We start from the raw sequence: 17,322 nt of genomic DNA on the forward strand, positions 1-17,322 counted from the left end.
GCCCGGGCGGGCCAGCCCGTGCGGACCGGGGCTACGCCACGTTCCGCACCACGGCCCACACCAGCGCCACGCCCAGCACCGCCGCCGTGCCGAGCCGCCCGAAGGACGGCTGCCAGCGGCGCCCGCGCACGCCCTCGTAGAGCCAGCGGCCGTAGAGCACCGTCGCCAGGGGCAGGCCGAGCAGCAGCATCAGGGCGTTGCTGTGGAAGGCGGCGCCGAGGTCGCCGTGGAGGATGTCGTACGACATGCGGGTGACGCCGCAGGCGGGGCAGTCCAGGCCGGTGAACCAGTTGAACGGGCACCGGGGCAGCCAGTGCCCCGGCTCGTGGGGGTTCGTGCCGTAGAGGTACACCGCGCCCGCCGCTCCCGCCGTGGTGAGCGAGAGCGGCAGCGCGGCAGGATTCCTCCGCAGGCGGCGCCAGCGGTCCCACCGGCTGCTGCCGGTGGGACCGTCGGCCGTCCCGACGGCGGTGGGCCCGGCCTCAGTAGCGGAGAGGCCGGCCCTGCGCATCGGTCTTTTCCTTGCTCGTCAGCAGGATGATCCCGTCGATGAAGCTCCATATGAAGAGCCCGCCGCAGGTGAAGAGCTGGGCGATGGCCATGCCGGTGTGCCCGGTGTAGAAGCGCCCGGCGCCGACGTTGCCGAGGGTCATCTGGAGCACGCCCGCGACGATGGTCGACTTGTCCGAGAACGGACGACCGTGGTGGTCGTACCCGTACGGCGCATTCGGGTCGGCCGTCGGCTGCCCCGTGTTCTGCGGCAGGCCCGGGGCCTGCGGCAGGTTCATCGGCGCGGCCGCGGGCTGCTGGCCGTACGGGTTCTGCGAGGGGTCGACCTGCCCTTGCTGCGGATAGCCATAGCCTGGCGGCTGGCCGTAGGGATTCTGATTCGGATCGGACACTGGTTGTCCCCCCGGTCTGGTCTCTGAAGTGGTGGGCTCCGGCCGGCCTCGCGGCACGGTCGGGAGACCCATACTCCCATCTGTAGTACTGGCTGCTGTCAAGAGGCTGTGCGATAGAGACCGCCGCGACCGGAATGCGCCCTGTGCGGGAGCTAGGCGGCTTGTCGGGTTACCGTTCGAGTGGCGCCCCGGGTTTTAGCCGCTTGACACGGGGGCGGGTTGTACCGTCACACTCCGCAGCAACGCCCAGCACAGCGGCGTCCGACCCGCTCGGGCGTCCACAAGAGCGCCCACGAGGCCATCCATAACGACCACCGGCAAGATCGCCGCGAATCCCCCCACCAGATCGCTGCCAGCTTCCGACCGGAGAAGAGAGAGCCGAAGTTGTCCGCCACCAGCAAGACCCGCCGACTCGTCATCGTGGAGTCGCCTGCCAAGGCGAAGACGATCAAGGGCTATCTGGGCCCCGGCTACGAGGTCGAGTCGAGCGTCGGGCACATCCGCGATCTCCCGAACGGCGCCGCCGAGGTGCCGGCGAAATACAAGGGAGAGTCCTGGGCGCGGCTCGGGGTGAATGTCGATCATGACTTCGAGCCGCTGTACGTGGTGAACAGCGACAAGAAGCAACAGGTCAGCAAGTTGAAGAAACTGCTGGCGGAGTCGGACGAGCTGTACCTGGCGACGGACGAGGACCGCGAGGGCGAGGCCATCGCCTGGCACCTGCTGGAGGTGCTCAAGCCCAAGGTCCCGGTGCACCGGATGGTCTTCCACGAGATCACCAAGGACGCGATCCGCCAGGCCGTCGCCAACCCGCGCGAGCTCAACAAGAAGCTGGTCGACGCCCAGGAGACCCGCCGCATCCTCGACCGGCTGTACGGGTACGAGGTCTCGCCGGTGCTGTGGAAGAAGGTCATGCCCCGGCTGTCCGCCGGCCGGGTGCAGTCCGTCGCCACCCGCCTCGTCGTCGAGCGGGAGCGCGAGCGCATCGCCTTCCGCTCCGCCGAGTACTGGGACCTCGCCGGCGTCTTTGCCACCGGCCGCGCCGGCGACGCCACCGACCCGCGCAGCTTCGGCGCCAAGCTCTCCGCGGTCGACGGCCGCCGGATCGCCCAGGGCCGCGACTTCGGCCAGGACGGGCAACTGAAGGGCGGGTCGTCGGCCGATGTGCTGCACCTGTCCGAGGAGAGCGCCCGGGCGCTGGCCGCCGCGCTCGCGGACACGGCGTTCGCGGTACGCAGCGTCGAGGCGAAGCCGTACCGGCGCTCGCCCTCGGCCCCGTTCCGTACGACCACGCTGCAGCAGGAGGCGTCGCGCAAGCTGGGGCTCGGCGCCAAGGCCACCATGCAGGTGGCCCAGCGGCTGTACGAGAACGGCTTCATCACCTACATGCGCACCGACTCCACGACGCTGTCGGAGACCGCGATCGCCGCCGCGCGGGCGCAGGTCACGCAGTTGTACGGGCGCGACTACCTGCCGGACCGGCCGCGGAACTACGCGGGCAAGGTGAAGAACGCGCAGGAGGCGCACGAGGCGATCCGGCCCTCCGGCGACCGCTTCCGCACGCCGGCGGACACGAGGTTGTCCGGCACGGAGTTCCGGCTGTATGAGCTGATCTGGATGCGTACGGTCGCGTCGCAGATGAAGGACGCCACCGGCCAGTCCGTGACGGTCAAGCTGGGCGGCAGGGCGGCCGACGGCCGGGACGCCGAGTTCTCCGCGTCCGGCCGGGTCATCACCTTCCACGGCTTCATGAAGGCGTACGTCGAGGGCTCCGACGACCCCTCCGCCGACCTCGACAACCGCGACCGGCCGCTGCCGCAGCTCGCCGAGGGCGACCCGCTGACCGCCGAGGAGATCACCGCGGACGGGCACGCCACCAAGCCGCCCGCCCGCTACACCGAGGCGACGCTGGTCAAGGAGCTGGAGGAGCGGGAGATCGGCCGCCCGTCCACGTACGCCTCGATCATCGGCACGATCCTGGACCGGGGCTACGTCTTCAAGAAGGGCACGGCCCTGGTGCCGTCCTTCCTCTCCTTCGCCGTCGTCGGCCTGATGGAGAAGCACTTCGGCCGCTACATCGACTACGACTTCACCGCCCGGATGGAGGACGACCTCGACCGCATCGCGCGCGGCGAGGCCGCGGCGGTGCCGTGGCTGCGGCGCTTCTACTTCGGCACGGACGACGTCACCACCCCCGCGGAGGAGCGGGCCGGCGCCGACCACCTCGCGGGGCTGAAGGAGCTGGTCACCGACCTGGGCGCGATCGACGCCCGGGAGGTCTCCACGTTCCCGGTGGGCGAGGGGATCGTGCTGCGCGTCGGGCGCTACGGGCCGTACGTGGAGCGCGGCCGGGACACCGAGGAGCACCAGCGTGCGGACGTGCCGGACGAGCTGCCGCCGGACGAGCTGACCGTGGAGCTGGCCGAGGAGCTGCTCGCCAAGCCCAGCGGGGCGTACGAGCTGGGCACCGACCCGGACAGCGGGCGGCAGATCGTCGCCAAGGACGGGCGCTACGGGCCGTACGTGACCGAGGTGCTGCCCGAGGGCACGCCGCAGACCGGCAAGAACGCGGTGAAGCCGCGGACGGCGTCGCTGTTCGCGTCGATGTCGCTGGACACGGTGACGCTGGCGGACGCGCTGAAGCTGCTGTCGCTGCCGCGCGTCGTGGGCACCGACCCGGAGAGCGGCACGGAGATCACCGCGCAGAACGGGCGCTTCGGCCCGTACCTGAAGAAGGGCACCGACTCGCGCTCGCTGCAGAGCGAGGACCAGCTCTTCACGGTCACGCTCGAGGAGGCGCTCGCGCTCTACGCCCAGCCCAAGCAGCGCGGGCGGGCCGCGGCGAAGCCGCCGCTGAAGGAGCTGGGCGAGGACCCGGCGAGCGGGAAGCCGGTGGTGGTCAAGGACGGGCGCTTCGGGCCGTACGTGACGGACGGCGAGACGAACGCGACGCTGCGGCGCGGGGACGAGCCGGAGTCGATCACGCCGGAGCGCGGGTTCGAGCTGCTCGCGGAGAAGCGGGCGAAGGGGCCGGCGAAGAAGACCGCGAAGAAGGCGGCGAAGAAGGCGCCGGCCAAGAAGGCGGCGGCGAAGAAGACCCCCGCGAAGAAGACCGCGGCGAAGACCGCCGCGAAGACCCCCGCGAAGAAGGCGGCCGGGACGAAGACCGCGGCGGCGAAGAAGGCGACGACGAAGAAGACGGTGTCGGCGAAGGCGGACGTGCCGGACGAGGACGGGTAGGACGGGCAGGGCGCCGGGGGTGCCGCGGGTTGTCCACAACCGGCCAGTAATCCACAGAACCGGGCAAGTGTTCGTGCGAAGCTCACCGGTCCGGTCCGCCCCGCTAGGCTGACGGCATGCGAGCCGACCAGCCGACGACAGCGCCGGACCCCACCGAGAGCCTTGTCGCGGACTCGCGCGAGCGCGCCGTACGGGCGCTGCTGCGCGTGCCGTCCATGAGGCGGATGTGGGGCGCCCATCTCACGAGTGCCACCGCGGACGCGCTGGCGCTGCTCGTCCTCGTGCTGCTCGCGCTGCAGGCGGGGCTCGCGGCCGAGTCGTTCGGCGGCGGCTATCGCGGCGCCGCGGTCACGGTCAGCGTGGTCTTCGCGGTCCGGCTGCTGTCGACGGTCGTCTTCGGCGCCGTGCTGCTGGGCCCGGTCGGGTCGCTGCTGTCCGGGTCCGGGGCGCTGGACCGGCGCTGGACGATGGTCGGCGCGGACGTGGTGCGCGCGGGGCTGCTCATCGTCGCCCCGCTGTGGATCGACTGGACCCCGGACTCGGCGCTGACCTGGATCCTCGTCACCGTCTTCGTCGCCGGTGCGGCCGAGCGGCTGTGGGTCGTCGCCAAGGACAGCGTCGCCCCCGCGCTGCTGCCCGCACCGCCGCCCGAGGGCGCGGCGATAAGGCCGTTGCCCGACCACGGCGCCGCGCTGCGCCGGCTGTCGCTGCGCACGGGGTACGGGGCGCTGCCGCTCGGTGCCGCCGCGCTGCTGGTGACGGCGTGGATCGGGCGGCTGCTGGGCTCCTGGTTCGACTGGTTCGACGGGCACCCCGGCGCGGTGGGCTCGTATCTCGCCGCCGGGCTCTTCGCGGCGTCCGTCTCGGTGCTGTTCTTCATGGAGCTGCCCGACGGCGGGGCGCGGGCCCGCTCGCCGCTGCAGGGGCTGCGCCGGCCGCGCGCCGCGGACAGCGGCCCGGAGCGGGGGCGTACGGGCGCGGTGCCGCTGCTCGTCGGCGCCTGCGCGGCCACGGCCGCCGCGCTCGCGGCCTCTGTGGCGCTCGCCGTCCTGCAGACGCAGGAGGCGTACGACATCAACGGCACCATCGCGTACGCGCTGCTGGTGCTCGCCGTCACCGCCGGTCCCGTGGCCGGTGTGCGGACCGCGCCGCGGGTGCTGCCCGGGCTGTCCCGGCGCCGGCTGCTGGCGCTGGCCATCGGCGTCGCCGGGATCGGGCTGCTGCTCGTCGGCCTGGTGGCCGACGCGGCGACCGGAGTGCTGTGCGCGCTGCTGGCCGGGACCGCCGCGGGTGTCGCCGCGGCCACCGGGCACGCGCTGCTGGAGCAGGAGACCGAGGACGCCCGCAGGCCCCGGCTCGTCGACCACCTGCACGCCGTCTCCCGCGTCGCCGTCGCGCTCGCGCTGATCGGCGCGCCGCTGCTCGCCGCCGCCGTCGGCCGGCACCGCCTGGAGGCGGGCGACCTGGTCTTCGCGCACGGCGGCGCGGCGTTCACGTACATGCTGGCGGGTGCGCTGCTGCTGCCGGTGGCGGTGCTGGTGCTGGTGCGCACCGACGACCGGCAGGGGGTGCCGCTCCGCGTCGACCTGCGCGCGGCGATGCGGAGCGGGGACGCGGCCGAGGGGCTGTCGGAGAGCGGGTTCTTCATCGCGGTCGAAGGCGGCGACGGCGCCGGGAAGTCCACGCAGGTCGAGGCCCTGGCGCAGTGGATCAGGGACAAGGGGCACGAGGTCGTCGTCACCCGCGAGCCGGGTGCCACGTCCATCGGGCAGCGGCTGCGCTCCATCCTGCTCGACGTCTCCACCGCCGGGATCTCGCACCGCGCCGAGGCCCTGCTGTACGCGGCGGACCGCGCGGAGCACGTGGACTCCCTGGTCCGGCCCGCGCTGGAGCGCGGCGCGGTGGTCATCACCGACCGGTACACCGACTCCTCCGTCGCGTACCAGGGCGGCGGGCGTGAGCTGTCGCCGACCGAGGTGGCGCGCATCAACCGCTGGGCCACCGGCGGCCTCGTCCCGCACCTGACGGTGCTGCTGGACATCGCGCCGGAGACGGCGCGGGAGCGGTTCACCGAGGCGCCGGACCGGCTGGAGTCGGAGCCGCCGGAGTTCCACGAGCGGGTCCGCGCGGGGTTCCTGGCGCTGGCCGCCGCGGACCCGGGGCGCTATCTGGTGGTCGACGCCGGACAGGACGCCGGGGTCGTCACCACCGCCGTACGGCACCGCCTGGACCAGATCCTGCCGCTGTCGGAGCAGGAGGTCCGCGCCCAGGAGGAGGCCCGCCGCAAGGCCGAGGAGGAGCGCAAGCGCCGCGAGGCAGAGGAGGCCGCGCGCAAGGCCGAGGAAGAGCGGCTGGAGCGGGAGCGGCAGGAGCAGTTGGAGCGGCTGCGCCGCGAGGAGGAGGAGCGCAAGCGGCGCGAGATCGAGGAGGCCAGGCGGCTGGAGGCCGAGCGGGAGGCGGAGCTGGCCCGGCAGCGCGCCGAGGAGGCCCGCCGCCAGGCGGAGGAGGAGCGCAAGCGCCGCGAGGCCGAGGAGGCCGCGCGCCGCGCCGAGGAGGAGCGGGTCCGGCGGCAGGCCGAGGAGGAGGCGCGGCTGCGCCGGGAGGCGGAGGAGCGCCGCAAGGAGAAGCAGCGCAAGGCCGAGGAGGCGCTGCTGCGCGTGGAGCAGGAGCGGCTCGCGGCGGAGGCCGCGGCGGCGCAGGCCGCGGGGCCCGCGGGCGCCGCGGGACCGGGCGGGGAGACCGGGGAGGCCGGGGAGAACGACACCACGCAGCCGCTGCCGGTGAACGGCGACCCGGACATGCAGGAGACGTCGCAACTGCCGCAGACCCGCCCGCAGGCCGGCCCGGACGTGGAGGAGACCCGCGTCATACCGCAGGTGCCGGACCCGGACGCGGAGGAGACGCTCCAGGTGCCCCAGGTCCCGGCCCCGGAGGACCAGCGCCGCCCCCGGCCGGAGTGGGCGGAGGAGACCCCGCTGGACGACCTCCCGACCCTCGCCGACGAACTCCTCGGCCCCCGCACCGACGAGGACGACCACCGCCGCCGCTGAACCCCTGCGGGGTGCCCGCGTGCGGTCGGGGCGGCGCGGCGCTGCTGCCGCAGGCTGCGCCCCGTCGACGTCGGCCGGGCGCCGTGCCGGGCACGGTGTCGGAGCGCCGTGAACCTGCCTCCGTACGCGGCGCTCCGCGCCGCGACGCCGCGGGCTGGCGGTGTGGTGCACCGCCCAGCGCGGCAGGCAAGCCGCCGCTACCGGCCGTACCACGTCGCGGGAGGCGACCCGCACACGCCGCGCCCGCCGCCGTGCTCAACGGCGCCGCACGCCCCGTCCGCCCCGTCCGTGCGCGCCCGCCCGCAGGGCGTCAGCGGATGAACTGCTCCACGTAGTCCGCGCCCAGGCCGTTGGCCGCGTAGTGGGCGCGGGCCATGTCGATCTTGGTGAACACGTCCTCGTAGCCCGTGTTCCGGTTCTGTTCGTCCAGGTAGATCATCGCGCCGCTGATGTTGAAGAACGTCACCATCTCCGCGCAGTCCTCCGGCACGGCCAGCGTGTGGATCTCGCCCGGCGGCTCGTAGACGAAGTACCCCTCCTCGGCCACCCACGGGTGCTCGTAGTAGTGCCACTTGCCCTTGATCACGTACCCGAAGACCGCGCCGGGGTGCCGGTGCCGGGAGACGATGCCGGCGGCGGTGACCTTCAGCAGGTTGCACCACTGGCCCGTGACCGTATTGAAGAGCAGCGGCCGGAACCACACATCGGGTGCCTGCGGCACCCAGACGCGCTCGTCCTCCGGGACGGCGGCGACGGCGAGTTCGGGCGGCAACACGGTGGTCGCCGCGATGACGGCAGGGGCTGCTTCATTGGCCATCCCCCCACGAAGCCATCCGTCCGAATGCTGGTCAAGGGCCGACTTTCGAATAGCCGCATTCGCCGGACGGATATGGCTGTCACGAGCATTGCGCCGTGCACGACTGTTGCCCCCGCGTAGCCCGCAACTTAGCCTGAAGACGGCTGTTGATCACTGGTGCCGCGGTGTTGATCGGGCTGGGTCGGGCTGGTTTGAGCGGCAGGACGCGCCGCTCGGGTGCGGGGTGAGGGCAAGATGTTGAACCCGGATGTCAGGCTGGAATGGTTTGTCTCGTTCCTCGCGGTCATCGAAACGGGGAGCTTCGTCGCCGCCGCCGAGTCCACCAAGCGGTCGCAGCCCCGCGTCAGCATGCATGTCGCCGCGCTGGAGCGGGAAATCGGTCTGCCGCTCTTCGACCGCCGCAAGCGCCCCGTGGAGCTGACCGAGGCCGGCGTCGTCCTCGCCGACCACGCCCACGAGATCCTGCGCGCGCTGGAGTCCGCGGAGGCCGCGATGGCCCCGTGGCGCAGCGGCGCCCGCGGTGTGGTGACGCTCGGCTCGTACCCGAGCGCGAGCGCGGCGTTCGTCCCGGCCCTGCTGCAGGGGCTGGCGCGGACGAGCCCCGAGGTGCGGGTGGTGCTGGTGGAGCGGTCGACGCTGGAGCTGGACGACGCCCTCACCTCCGGTGCCGTGGACGTCTATCTGCGCCCGATGTCGCCCCCGCCGTCCTCCGCCTCCGTGCGCAGCCGGCTGCTGTGGGGGGAGTCGCTGGTCGCGATCCACCCCAGCGGGCACCCGCTGTCCGAGGTGCCCGACCCGCTGTCGGTCGACGCCGTCGCCGAGCACCCGATCGTCTCGATCGGCCGCCTCGACGCCCCGGAGACCCCGGACTTCGAGACGTACCGGACCTTCCGCGACTGCGGCCACGAGATCGAGCCCGTGCAGGCCACCAACCAGCCGCAGACGCTGGTCTCGCTGGTCCGCCAGGGCATCGGCGTCGGCGTGACCAACTCGCTGGCCGCCAGGGTCGCCGACGTCGACGGCGTCCGCGTACGGCGGCTGAAGGGCGCCCCGGAGCGGCGCGTGGCGGTCTGCTGGGACTCCTCGCGCCCGCTCACGCCGTCGGCCCGTACGCTGCTCCGCGCCATCGTCCGGGCCCGGATCCCGGCCGGCACCCACGCGGTGCCCGCCGCGGCGTGACCGGCCGTGGATGCGCATCCCACCGGTACGGCCCGGCACATCAGCTTTGCGAATACTGTCATTCGTAATTCAGTCTTAACGCCCTGGCGGTCCGCTTCTAATGTTTCCGTAGCCGGAACCATGCACGGCTGGGACCGAATGAAGGGAGAGGGGCGTTGACGGAGGAGTCTGATTCCCAGACCGGGGATCTGCGCGGCCGTCGTGCGCTCATTACGGGAGCAGGCAGCGGAATCGGGCGCGCGGTTGCGCTCGGGCTCGCCGCCGTCGGCGCCGACTTGGTATTGCTGTCGGAGCGTGACAATCTCGGTCCGGTGGCCAAAGAGGCTGCTGAATGGGGAGTTTCCGTCACTCGCGTGCACGTCGATCTGACCGATGCCGGGGCCCGCAGAGGTGAGATCAGCCAACTCGTCGAGAGATTCGACCTGGACATTCTGGTCAACAATTCGGGGCTCATTCGCAGAGCCCCGGCAGCGGAATTCAAGGATGCCGACTGGTACGACGTCGTGGAGTTGAACCTGCACGCCGCATTCGAGCTGACCCGGGCCATCGGCGCGGGCATGCTGGAGCGCGGCTACGGCAAGGTCATCAACATCGCGTCGGTGCTCAGCTTCCAGGGCGGGATGTACGTCCCGTCGTATACGTCGAGCAAGCACGCCCTCGTCGGGCTGACCCGCGCGCTGGCCAACGAATGGGCCGGCCGCGGCGTCAACGTCAACGCCGTGGCCCCCGGCTACATCGATACCGCTGTGACCTCGGAGCTGCGCGCCGACGGCGCCCGCAGCAGCGAGATCCTCGCCCGCATCCCCGCCGGCAGGTGGGGCCGCCCCGCTGACATCGCCGGACCGGTGGTGTTCCTCGCCTCGCCCGCCGCCGACTACGTCCACGGCCACGTCCTGGCCGTGGACGGCGGCTGGCTGTCGCGTTGACCCCCGCCGCGGACACAGCACGCACGTACGAGATCGGAGCCAACTCGAGATGACGACGACCATCCCGCCGGAGACCATCGCGGCCTTCCACGGCATCGCCACCGCGTCGGTGGCCGACGCCGTGGAGCAGAAGGGCGTACGGGGCTTCCTCACCGGAAGCATCAAAGCGGTGCTGCCGGGCAAGTTGGTGGGCCCCGCGGTGACCGTGCAGGAGGTGCCCGCCCACGTGTCGGAGCCCCCGACGCACGCGCTGCGCGCCATCGACGAGTCGGCGCCGGGCAGCGTCATCTGCATCGCCGCGGGCGGCGCCGACGTCGCGGTGTGGGGCGGGCTGATGGCCGCCGGCGCCGTCACCAACCAGATCGCCGGCGCCGTGCTCGACGCGGGCGTGCGGGACGTCGAGGAGATCCGCCGCGACTACCCCGAACTCCCCATCTACGCCCGCGGCGCCGTGCCCGCCACCACCGTCGGCCGCTACCGGACCGTCTCGCTCAACGAGCCGGTCGAGGTCGGCGGCGTGTCCGTACGCCCCGGAGACCTGATCGTCGCCGACAGCGACGGCGTCGTGTGCGTGCCGCTGGAGCTGGTCGCCGAGGTGCTGGCGCTGGCCGCGGACATCGAGGAGCGCGAGCGCGAGCAGACCCGGCTCATCCGCGAGTCCGGCTCACTGCGCGGCGGCCTTGAGAAGTACCAGCGGATCTGACCGACCCAAGGAATGACAGGACGGCATGGACCAGGACATCCTCGCGATCGGCGAGCCGCTGCTGGAGTTCAACGCCCGCGTTGAGGGCCCCGAGCCGGTCGGGCCGGACGACGACTACGCCGTCGGCTACGGCGGCGACTCGTCGAACTTCGCGGTGGCCGCGCGGCGCTCCGGCGCGCGCACCGGCTACGTCACCCGCATCGGCGACGACGACTTCGGCGACGCCCTGCTGCGGCTGTGGCAGCGCGAGGGCGTCGGCACCGAGCACGTCGTCCGGGAGGCCGGCGGGCGTACCGGGATCTACTTCATCTCCCGTACGCCCGCGGCCAGCAGGTTCACGTACTACCGCGCGGACTCGCCGGCCAGCCGGCTCACCCCGGCCGACGTGCCGGCCGAGGCGGTCGCGCGGGCGCGCATGCTCCACGTCACCGGGATCACCCAGGCGATCAGCCCGTCCGCCTGCGACGCCGCCTTCCACGCCATGGAACTGGCCCGCGGCAGCGGCACGCTGATCGGCTACGACCCCAACTACCGCCCCGCGCTCTGGCCCGTGGAACGGGCCCGCGCGGTGGTCATGCGCAGCGTCGAGCTGTGCGATGTGGCACTGCCGAACCTGGAGGAGGGCAGGCTGCTCACCGGCCTGCACGAACCCGAGGAGGTCCTCGACGCCTTCGTGCGCCGCGGGCCCGGCATCGTCGTGCTCAAGATGGGCGACCAGGGCGCCCTGCTGGCCCACGAGGGCACCGTGACCCGCATTCCGCCCCACCCGGTGCGGGCCGTCGACCCCTCCGGGGCCGGCGACACCTTCGACGGCGCGTTCGCGGCCCGGCTCCTGGAGGGGGCCGTACCGCTTCAGGCGGCCCGCTACGCGGCCGTCGCCGCCGCGCTCACCACCACCGGACCGGGAGCGGTCCTGCCGATTCCGCGCCGGGCGGCGGTGGACGCGCTGCTCCCCGGCGCTCCCACACCAGCCCCGTAGCCGTACGGATCAGGAGAGACTCATGTTTCGCGCAACACGTCACACAGCCGTGGCGGCGGCTTGTTCGGGAGCCCTGCTGCTTGCCGCCTGCGGCAGCGACTCGACCGTGGACGATGACGTCAGCGGTGCTGGCGGGAGCGGCGGCACCGAGCCGACCAAGCTGTCCGCCGGCTATGTCTCCGCCATCGACCAGATCGGCCTGCCGGCCGGCGTCGAGGCGGGCTACTTCGACGAGCAGAACCTCAACGTGAAGCTGAAGGAGCCCTACCCGACCGGCGTGGACGCGCTGAACGCGCTGCAGGCCGGCGAGGTCGACGTGGTCCAGGTCGGCACCCCGGCCATCGCCGCCGCGCAGCAGGGCATCGACCTGGTCCTCGTCGGCAACTACACCGGCTCGTCCTCGCAGCTGAGCATCGACGACACCATGGCGGTGGTGGCCGGCGGCGACTCCGGCATCGACGGCAAGGACCTCGCGACGCTGCGCGGCAAGCGCATCGGCGTCTCCGAGGGCTCCATCAACCACCTCTACCTGCTCGGCCTGCTGGACGACGCCGGGCTGAAGGCCGGCGACATCGAGATCGTCAACACCGAGCCGCCGGACATGGCCGTCGCGCTGGAGACCGGCGGCATCGACGCGGGCATCGTCTGGGACCCGTGGCCGATCACCATGACCGAGCAGGTCGACGGCGCGAAGGAGGTGCTGCGCGGCGGCGGCTACATCCCGTTCATCGGCTACCTGGTGACCACGCGCGACTACGCCGAGAAGAACCCGGACGTCGTCGAGCGGTTCCTCACCGCCCGCGCGCAGACCGACCAGTGGATGCGCGAGAACCCCGACGACGCCGCCGACTCGGCGACGCGCTGGCTGCCGGGCACCGAGGAGAACGTCGCGCAGGAGGCGATGAAGCACAACGTCAAGCAGCTCGACGGCCGCTTCTCCGTCTGCAACTACCTGGCGCTCGACACCCTCGCCGGGCTGCTGGCCGAGCAGGGCAACGTCGAGAAGGGCTTCGACGTCAACAAGTACTTCCAGCCCGAGCCGATCCTCAAGGTCATGAAGGACAACCCCGGCCTCTTCGCCGACCTGCCGCCCGTCCCGGATGCCGCGGTGATCGACGGCGGGTACACCTTCGACCGCGACACGGCCGCCGAGGCATGCCCGTCGTGACCACGCCCCGTACGGACAAACAGGCCCCGGCCGCGACCGCCCCCCGCTCGGGCCGGTCGCGGCCGGGCGGCCGGCCGCCGGGGCGGCAGCGCAAACGCGGCGGGGCCAACACCCCGGCCGCGCGCGCGACATCCGCGCTGTGGTTTCTCACCCCGCTCGCGCTGCTCGTCGTGGTGTGGCTGGTGGCCGTCGCGGTCACCGATCCGCCGCTACGGGTCTTCCCCCAGGTCGGCGACGTGCTCTCGGCGCTCGGCGACATGTGGTCCAGCGGCGACCTCTTCGACCACCTCGGCGCGAGCCTGCGCCGCATGGGCATCGGCTCGCTGATCGCCATCGCCACCGCCCTGCCCTTCGGCATCGCGCTCGGCTCCAGCGCCGCGCTGTCGGCGTTCTTCTCCCCGCTGCTGCGGTTCTCCGTGGCGCTCGCGGGCATCGCCTGGATCCCCGTCGCCACCCTGTGGTTCGGCTACGGCGACCGGGCCGTGATCTTCATCGTGTGGAACGCGATGTTCTTCGCGATCACGTACAACGCGATGCTCGGCGTCCGGCAGATCCCGACGCAACTGCTGCGCGCCGCGCGCAGCATGGGCACGAGCCGGCTGCGGATGTTCTGGGAGGTGCTGCTGCCCGGCGCGCTGCCCAGCGTCGTCACCGGCCTGCGGGTCGGCCTCGGCTACGGCTGGCGCGGGCTGGTCGCCGCCGAGATCATCGCGAGCAACGCGGGCCTCGGCTACGCGCTGTTCCAGGCGCAGAAGTACTTCCAGACCGACGTGATCATCGCCTCGATGGTCATCATCGGCGTGCTCTGGCTGCTCATGGACCGGCTGCTGCTGGCCCCGCTGGAGAAGCGCACGGTGGAGCGCTGGGGCATGACGGGAGGGAGGGGCTGATGGCGTCGGACGCGACCCACACGAGCGCCACGACCGACTCGGCCGGTGCCGCCGCGGCCAGGCCCGTACGGCGTACGCCGCGCAAGCGCCCCGCGAGCCCGGGCAGGGTACGCGCCCGGAAGGTCTGGCTCTGGCTCACCCGCCGCCCCACGTTCCGCAACCTCGGCCCGTTCGTGCCGGTCATCGGGCTGTGGTGGCTGGTCGCGGAGATGGGCGTGTTCGACGAGGCGTTCTTCGTCGGCCCGCCGCGGGTGGTCGAGGAGTTCGCCGACCTGATGGAGAAGGGCATCCTGCCCGGCTACCTCACGGACTCGCTGACCAGGCTGGCGTACGGCGTCGGCTTCGGCCTGGCCATCGGCCTGCCGATGGGCTTCGTGGTGGCGATGTTCGCCAAGGTCCGCCGGTTCTTCTGGCCGATCCTGCTGTTCTTCCAGGCGGTCGCCGACATCGCCTGGCTGCCGATCGTGATCGTCTGGTTCGGCTTCAGCCTCACCGCGGTCACCTTCGTGATCGTCTACACGATCGTCTTCCCGCTGATGCTGAGCGTCGTCGCGGGCGTGGAGCAGGTGCCGCGCGAGCTGCTGCGCGCCGCGCGCAGCCTCGGCGCGGGCCGGACACGGGTGTTCTTCGAGGTCATCCTCCCGGGCGCGCTGCCGTCCGTGGCGGGCGGCATCCGCACGGGGCTCGGCTACGGCTGGCGGGCGCTGGTCGCCGCCGAGATCATCGTCGGCACCAGCGGCGTCGGCTTCATGATGTTCGACGCCCGCCGGGTGGGCGACATCAGCCAGGTGTTCCTGGGCATGGCAGTGCTGGGAATCCTGTGGTACGCGCTCGACGCCATGGTCCTGGCGCCGTTCGAGCGAGCCACCGTCGAACGGTGGGGCATGGTACGGAGTTTGGAGGCCGACGGATGACGGCGCTGGAGATCACCGGACTGCAGAAGAACTACGTCGACTCGTACAGCGGCGAGGAGGTCACCGCCATCGGCGACGTCTCGTTCAGCGTCGACGAGGGTGAGTTCGTCTCCGTGCTCGGCCCGAGCGGCTGCGGCAAGACGACCGTGCTGAACATCGTCGCCGGCTTCGTGAACCTCACGGAGGGCGAGGTCGTCGTGGACGGCCAGGCGGTCGAAGGACCCGGCCCGGACCGCGGCGTGGTGTTCCAGAGCCACGCGCTCTTCCCCTGGAAGACGGTCCTCGGCAACGTGGTCTTCGGACTGCGCATGAAGGGCGTGCCGCGCGCCGAACGGGACGCCAGGGGCAGGGAGTTCCTGGAGCTGGTCGGGCTCGGCGGCTTCGAGCACAAGTACCCCCACGAACTCTCCGGCGGTATGCAGCAGCGCCTGGGCGTGGCCCGCGTGCTGGCCAACGAGCCGGCCGTGATGCTGATGGACGAGCCGTTCGCCAGCATCGACGCCCAGACGCGGCGCAAGCTGCAGGAGGACCTGACCCGCATCTTCGAAAAGCGGCACCCCACGGTCTTCTTCGTCACCCACGACGTGGACGAGGCGGTGTTCCTCTCCGACCGGATCGTGGTGCTGTCCAAGCGGCCCAGCCATGTACGGGAGATCGTCACGGTCGACCTGCCGCGCCCGCGCCAGTGGCGCACGGCGCTGGAGCTGCCGGAGTTCCGGGAGATCGCGAACCGGGTCAACGAGCTGCTCGTGGACGACGCGGGAGGTGCGACCGATGCCGACGGAACGGCAGTCGCTGGCGTTTAGGGCGCTCCGCAGCCCCACGGTCCGCCGGCTGGTGATCCTGGTCCTGCTCATCGTCGCGTACCAGGTCTGGCTGACCGTCCAGGCGAGCGGCAAGGTCGACCCGGCGGTCGGCGACGAGCGCGACATGCGCGGCCGGTTCTCCGCCGACGTCGAGCTGGGCTTCCCGCCGGAGCGGTACCACATCCTGCGGATGCAGAAGCACGGCCGCATCGCCGGCACCGACGGCAACGTCGTACACCTGCGCGGCGTGGCCCCGGCGGGCGTGGACGCGCTGGCGCGGGAGTACTGGATCGAGCGCATCGTGCCGCCCGAGGACGAGCGGCCGGCGGCGCGCTGAGCGCGCTCAGCGCGCCGCCGGCGGTCGCCGGGTCGGGCTGGACGAGGTCGACGGCGCCCTCGTCGACGAGCGTACGGAACGCCTCGAACCCGTACATGTCCTCACCGGTCATGGTGGGCACGTTGACGGCCCTGGTGATCTCCTTCCAGTCCTCGGTGCGGAACCACGGCACCAGGTCCTCCAGCCAGGCGAGGTTGTACTGCTCGAAGCGGTTCGCCAGCCGGATGGCGGTGTTGACGTCGAAGTGGCCGAAGTGGTCCATCCCCATCGGGATGTCGTAGCCGACGGCGTCGCGCACCGCCTCCAGGTACTCCGCCATGGCGTCCAGGCCCTTGTCGGTGATCTGGACCATGGTGAGCCCGTGCTCGGTCATGCCGTAGCCGCCGGGCGTGCCGTCGTACTGCTGGAGGTTGCCGTCGTACAGGCTCTTGCCGACGACCGCGCCCTCGATGCCCTGGACCATTTCAAGACCGAGGTCCATCTTGAGGAAGGTGAAGCCCATCTCGACGCGCTCCTTCATGCGCTCCGCGTAGACCTTCGGATCCTCGGACTCGGTGGTGTCGGTGTAGAGGCGTATCTTCTTGCGGTACGCGCCGCCGAGCATCTGGAACACCGGCACGCCGTACGCCTTGCCGGCCAGATCCCACAGTGCCATCTCGACACCTGAGACGCCGCCGCCGCGGCGTCCGTGGTTTCCGAACTGCTTGAGGCGCTTGAAGAGCATCTCGACGTTGCACGGATTCTCGCCGAGGAGTCTGCCCTTCAGCTCCAGCGCGTAGCGTTTGTCGGCGTCGTCGCGTACCTCGCCCCAACCCGAGATGCCCTGGTTGGTGTCGATGCGGACGATCGGGCTGGTGAACGGCACGCCCTTCAGCACCGCCACCCGCAGATCAGTGATCTTCAGGTCGCTCGGCTTCGACGCCCTGCTGACGTTCTGGGTGAGGAACTCGACCTGTTCTTCGGCGGGCCATAGAGGTGGGTCGGGGGCCCCGGGAGCGATCCCGCAGCGTTAGTTTCCGTATGCATTCATCAGGAAAGCGAATCGGCGCAGGGAAGGCCGCAGGATTCGCTTCGCGAATGGCCGTATACGCAACTCGCCCTTAACGGCGGGGGAGCCGTGTACGTACGCTGCGCGCCAATGCCACTCAGTTAGGCCACAGCGAGGATTTTGATATGCGGCTTGTCTTCGTGGCGAGTTGTGGTCTCGGTGCGGCGTTTCGCTCTGTAGGCATGGACATGTATGCGCTTGACGGCCCGCGGGCTGCTGCGGTTCCGTCGGCGAGGGTTGAGTCTTTCAAGGATTTCTGAGCGTGTTGCCTCAAGGGCGCTCGTCAGACGGCGAGGGGGAAAAACCCGCCTGGTTGGTAACCTGACGGCGGATGACGCGGAGAGACCGCATGAAGGATAGACG

General features: G+C 71.6%; 14 protein-coding genes. 10 read left to right on the forward strand and 4 right to left on the reverse strand.

All coding sequences use genetic code 11. The features are described from left to right. Positions 1-31: 31 nt before the first annotated feature. Positions 32-511, reverse strand: coding sequence for a DUF2752 domain-containing protein (locus tag B124_RS32830; protein ID WP_496506668.1), 480 nt, complete (start codon positions 509-511; stop codon positions 32-34). Next, complete coding sequence (locus B124_RS32835; RefSeq protein WP_496506669.1) at positions 483-902, reverse strand: TM2 domain-containing protein; 420 nt, start codon at positions 900-902, stop codon at positions 483-485. Before B124_RS32835 ends, B124_RS32830 begins: the two co-directional genes overlap by 29 nt. 384 nt (positions 903-1,286) lie before the next feature. On the opposite strand from B124_RS32835, the gene topA reads away from it, so the two are divergent. Next, on the forward strand, positions 1,287-4,142 hold the full coding sequence (topA, locus tag B124_RS32840; RefSeq protein WP_496506670.1) for a type I DNA topoisomerase: 2,856 nt from the start codon (positions 1,287-1,289) through the stop codon (positions 4,140-4,142). Positions 4,143-4,258: 116 nt separating this feature from the next. Then, complete coding sequence (gene tmk / locus B124_RS32845) at positions 4,259-7,192, forward strand: dTMP kinase (RefSeq protein ID WP_496506671.1); 2,934 nt, start codon at positions 4,259-4,261, stop codon at positions 7,190-7,192. Positions 7,193-7,502: 310 nt separating this feature from the next. On the opposite strand, the gene B124_RS32850 is transcribed toward tmk, so the two are convergent. After that, complete coding sequence (locus B124_RS32850; RefSeq protein WP_496506672.1) at positions 7,503-8,009, reverse strand: 2,4'-dihydroxyacetophenone dioxygenase family protein; 507 nt, start codon at positions 8,007-8,009, stop codon at positions 7,503-7,505. Positions 8,010-8,243: 234 nt separating this feature from the next. On the opposite strand from B124_RS32850, the gene B124_RS32855 reads away from it, so the two are divergent. From B124_RS32855 to B124_RS32890, 8 genes are all read left to right on the forward strand, one after another. Next, on the forward strand, positions 8,244-9,188 hold the full coding sequence (locus B124_RS32855; protein ID WP_496506673.1) for a LysR family transcriptional regulator: 945 nt from the start codon (positions 8,244-8,246) through the stop codon (positions 9,186-9,188). Between the two features lie 155 nt (positions 9,189-9,343). Continuing rightward, on the forward strand, positions 9,344-10,114 hold the full coding sequence (locus B124_RS32860; protein WP_496506674.1) for an SDR family oxidoreductase: 771 nt from the start codon (positions 9,344-9,346) through the stop codon (positions 10,112-10,114). Between the two features lie 49 nt (positions 10,115-10,163). Next, on the forward strand, positions 10,164-10,817 hold the full coding sequence (locus B124_RS32865) for an RraA family protein (RefSeq protein ID WP_496506675.1): 654 nt from the start codon (positions 10,164-10,166) through the stop codon (positions 10,815-10,817). Positions 10,818-10,842: 25 nt separating this feature from the next. Next, positions 10,843-11,796, forward strand: a complete 954-nt coding sequence (locus tag B124_RS32870; RefSeq protein ID WP_496506676.1) for a sugar kinase — start codon at positions 10,843-10,845, stop codon at positions 11,794-11,796. A 22-nt stretch (positions 11,797-11,818) separates the two neighbouring features. Then, positions 11,819-12,964 carry an ABC transporter substrate-binding protein gene (locus B124_RS32875; RefSeq protein ID WP_496506677.1) on the forward strand — a complete coding sequence of 382 codons (1,146 nt, stop codon included), beginning with the start codon at positions 11,819-11,821 and terminating at the stop codon, positions 12,962-12,964. Further along, complete coding sequence (locus B124_RS32880) at positions 12,952-13,854, forward strand: ABC transporter permease (protein WP_496506678.1); 903 nt, start codon at positions 12,952-12,954, stop codon at positions 13,852-13,854. Before B124_RS32875 ends, B124_RS32880 begins: the two co-directional genes overlap by 13 nt. Continuing rightward, positions 13,854-14,768, forward strand: a complete 915-nt coding sequence (locus B124_RS32885) for an ABC transporter permease (protein ID WP_496506679.1) — start codon at positions 13,854-13,856, stop codon at positions 14,766-14,768. The genes B124_RS32880 and B124_RS32885 overlap by 1 nt, the downstream gene beginning before the upstream one ends. Further along, complete coding sequence (locus tag B124_RS32890) at positions 14,765-15,574, forward strand: ABC transporter ATP-binding protein (RefSeq protein ID WP_496506680.1); 810 nt, start codon at positions 14,765-14,767, stop codon at positions 15,572-15,574. Before B124_RS32885 ends, B124_RS32890 begins: the two co-directional genes overlap by 4 nt. Before the next feature lie 47 nt (positions 15,575-15,621). On the opposite strand, the gene B124_RS32895 is transcribed toward B124_RS32890, so the two are convergent. After that, positions 15,622-16,794 (reverse strand): mandelate racemase/muconate lactonizing enzyme family protein, encoded by a 1,173-nt coding sequence (locus B124_RS32895; RefSeq protein WP_496506681.1) that lies wholly within the window; start codon positions 16,792-16,794, stop codon positions 15,622-15,624. Between the last annotated feature and the right edge of the window lie 528 nt (positions 16,795-17,322).

Source organism: Streptomyces sp. CNP082 (genome assembly GCF_059570535.1).

What these genes read in the sequence shown, in the direction of transcription:
- tmk (WP_496506671.1), top strand. Translation starts at nt 4,259, where the DNA reads ATGCGAGCCGACCAGCCGACGACAGCGCCGGACCCCACCGAGAGCCTT.
- B124_RS32850 (WP_496506672.1), bottom strand. Translation starts at nt 8,009, where the DNA reads ATGGCCAATGAAGCAGCCCCTGCCGTCATCGCGGCGACCACCGTGTTG.
- B124_RS32885 (WP_496506679.1), top strand. Translation starts at nt 13,854, where the DNA reads ATGGCGTCGGACGCGACCCACACGAGCGCCACGACCGACTCGGCCGGT.
- B124_RS32830 (WP_496506668.1), bottom strand. Translation starts at nt 511, where the DNA reads ATGCGCAGGGCCGGCCTCTCCGCTACTGAGGCCGGGCCCACCGCCGTC.
- B124_RS32855 (WP_496506673.1), top strand. Translation starts at nt 8,244, where the DNA reads ATGTTGAACCCGGATGTCAGGCTGGAATGGTTTGTCTCGTTCCTCGCG.
- B124_RS32870 (WP_496506676.1), top strand. Translation starts at nt 10,843, where the DNA reads ATGGACCAGGACATCCTCGCGATCGGCGAGCCGCTGCTGGAGTTCAAC.
- B124_RS32865 (WP_496506675.1), top strand. Translation starts at nt 10,164, where the DNA reads ATGACGACGACCATCCCGCCGGAGACCATCGCGGCCTTCCACGGCATC.
- B124_RS32875 (WP_496506677.1), top strand. Translation starts at nt 11,819, where the DNA reads ATGTTTCGCGCAACACGTCACACAGCCGTGGCGGCGGCTTGTTCGGGA.
- B124_RS32890 (WP_496506680.1), top strand. Translation starts at nt 14,765, where the DNA reads ATGACGGCGCTGGAGATCACCGGACTGCAGAAGAACTACGTCGACTCG.
- B124_RS32880 (WP_496506678.1), top strand. Translation starts at nt 12,952, where the DNA reads ATGCCCGTCGTGACCACGCCCCGTACGGACAAACAGGCCCCGGCCGCG.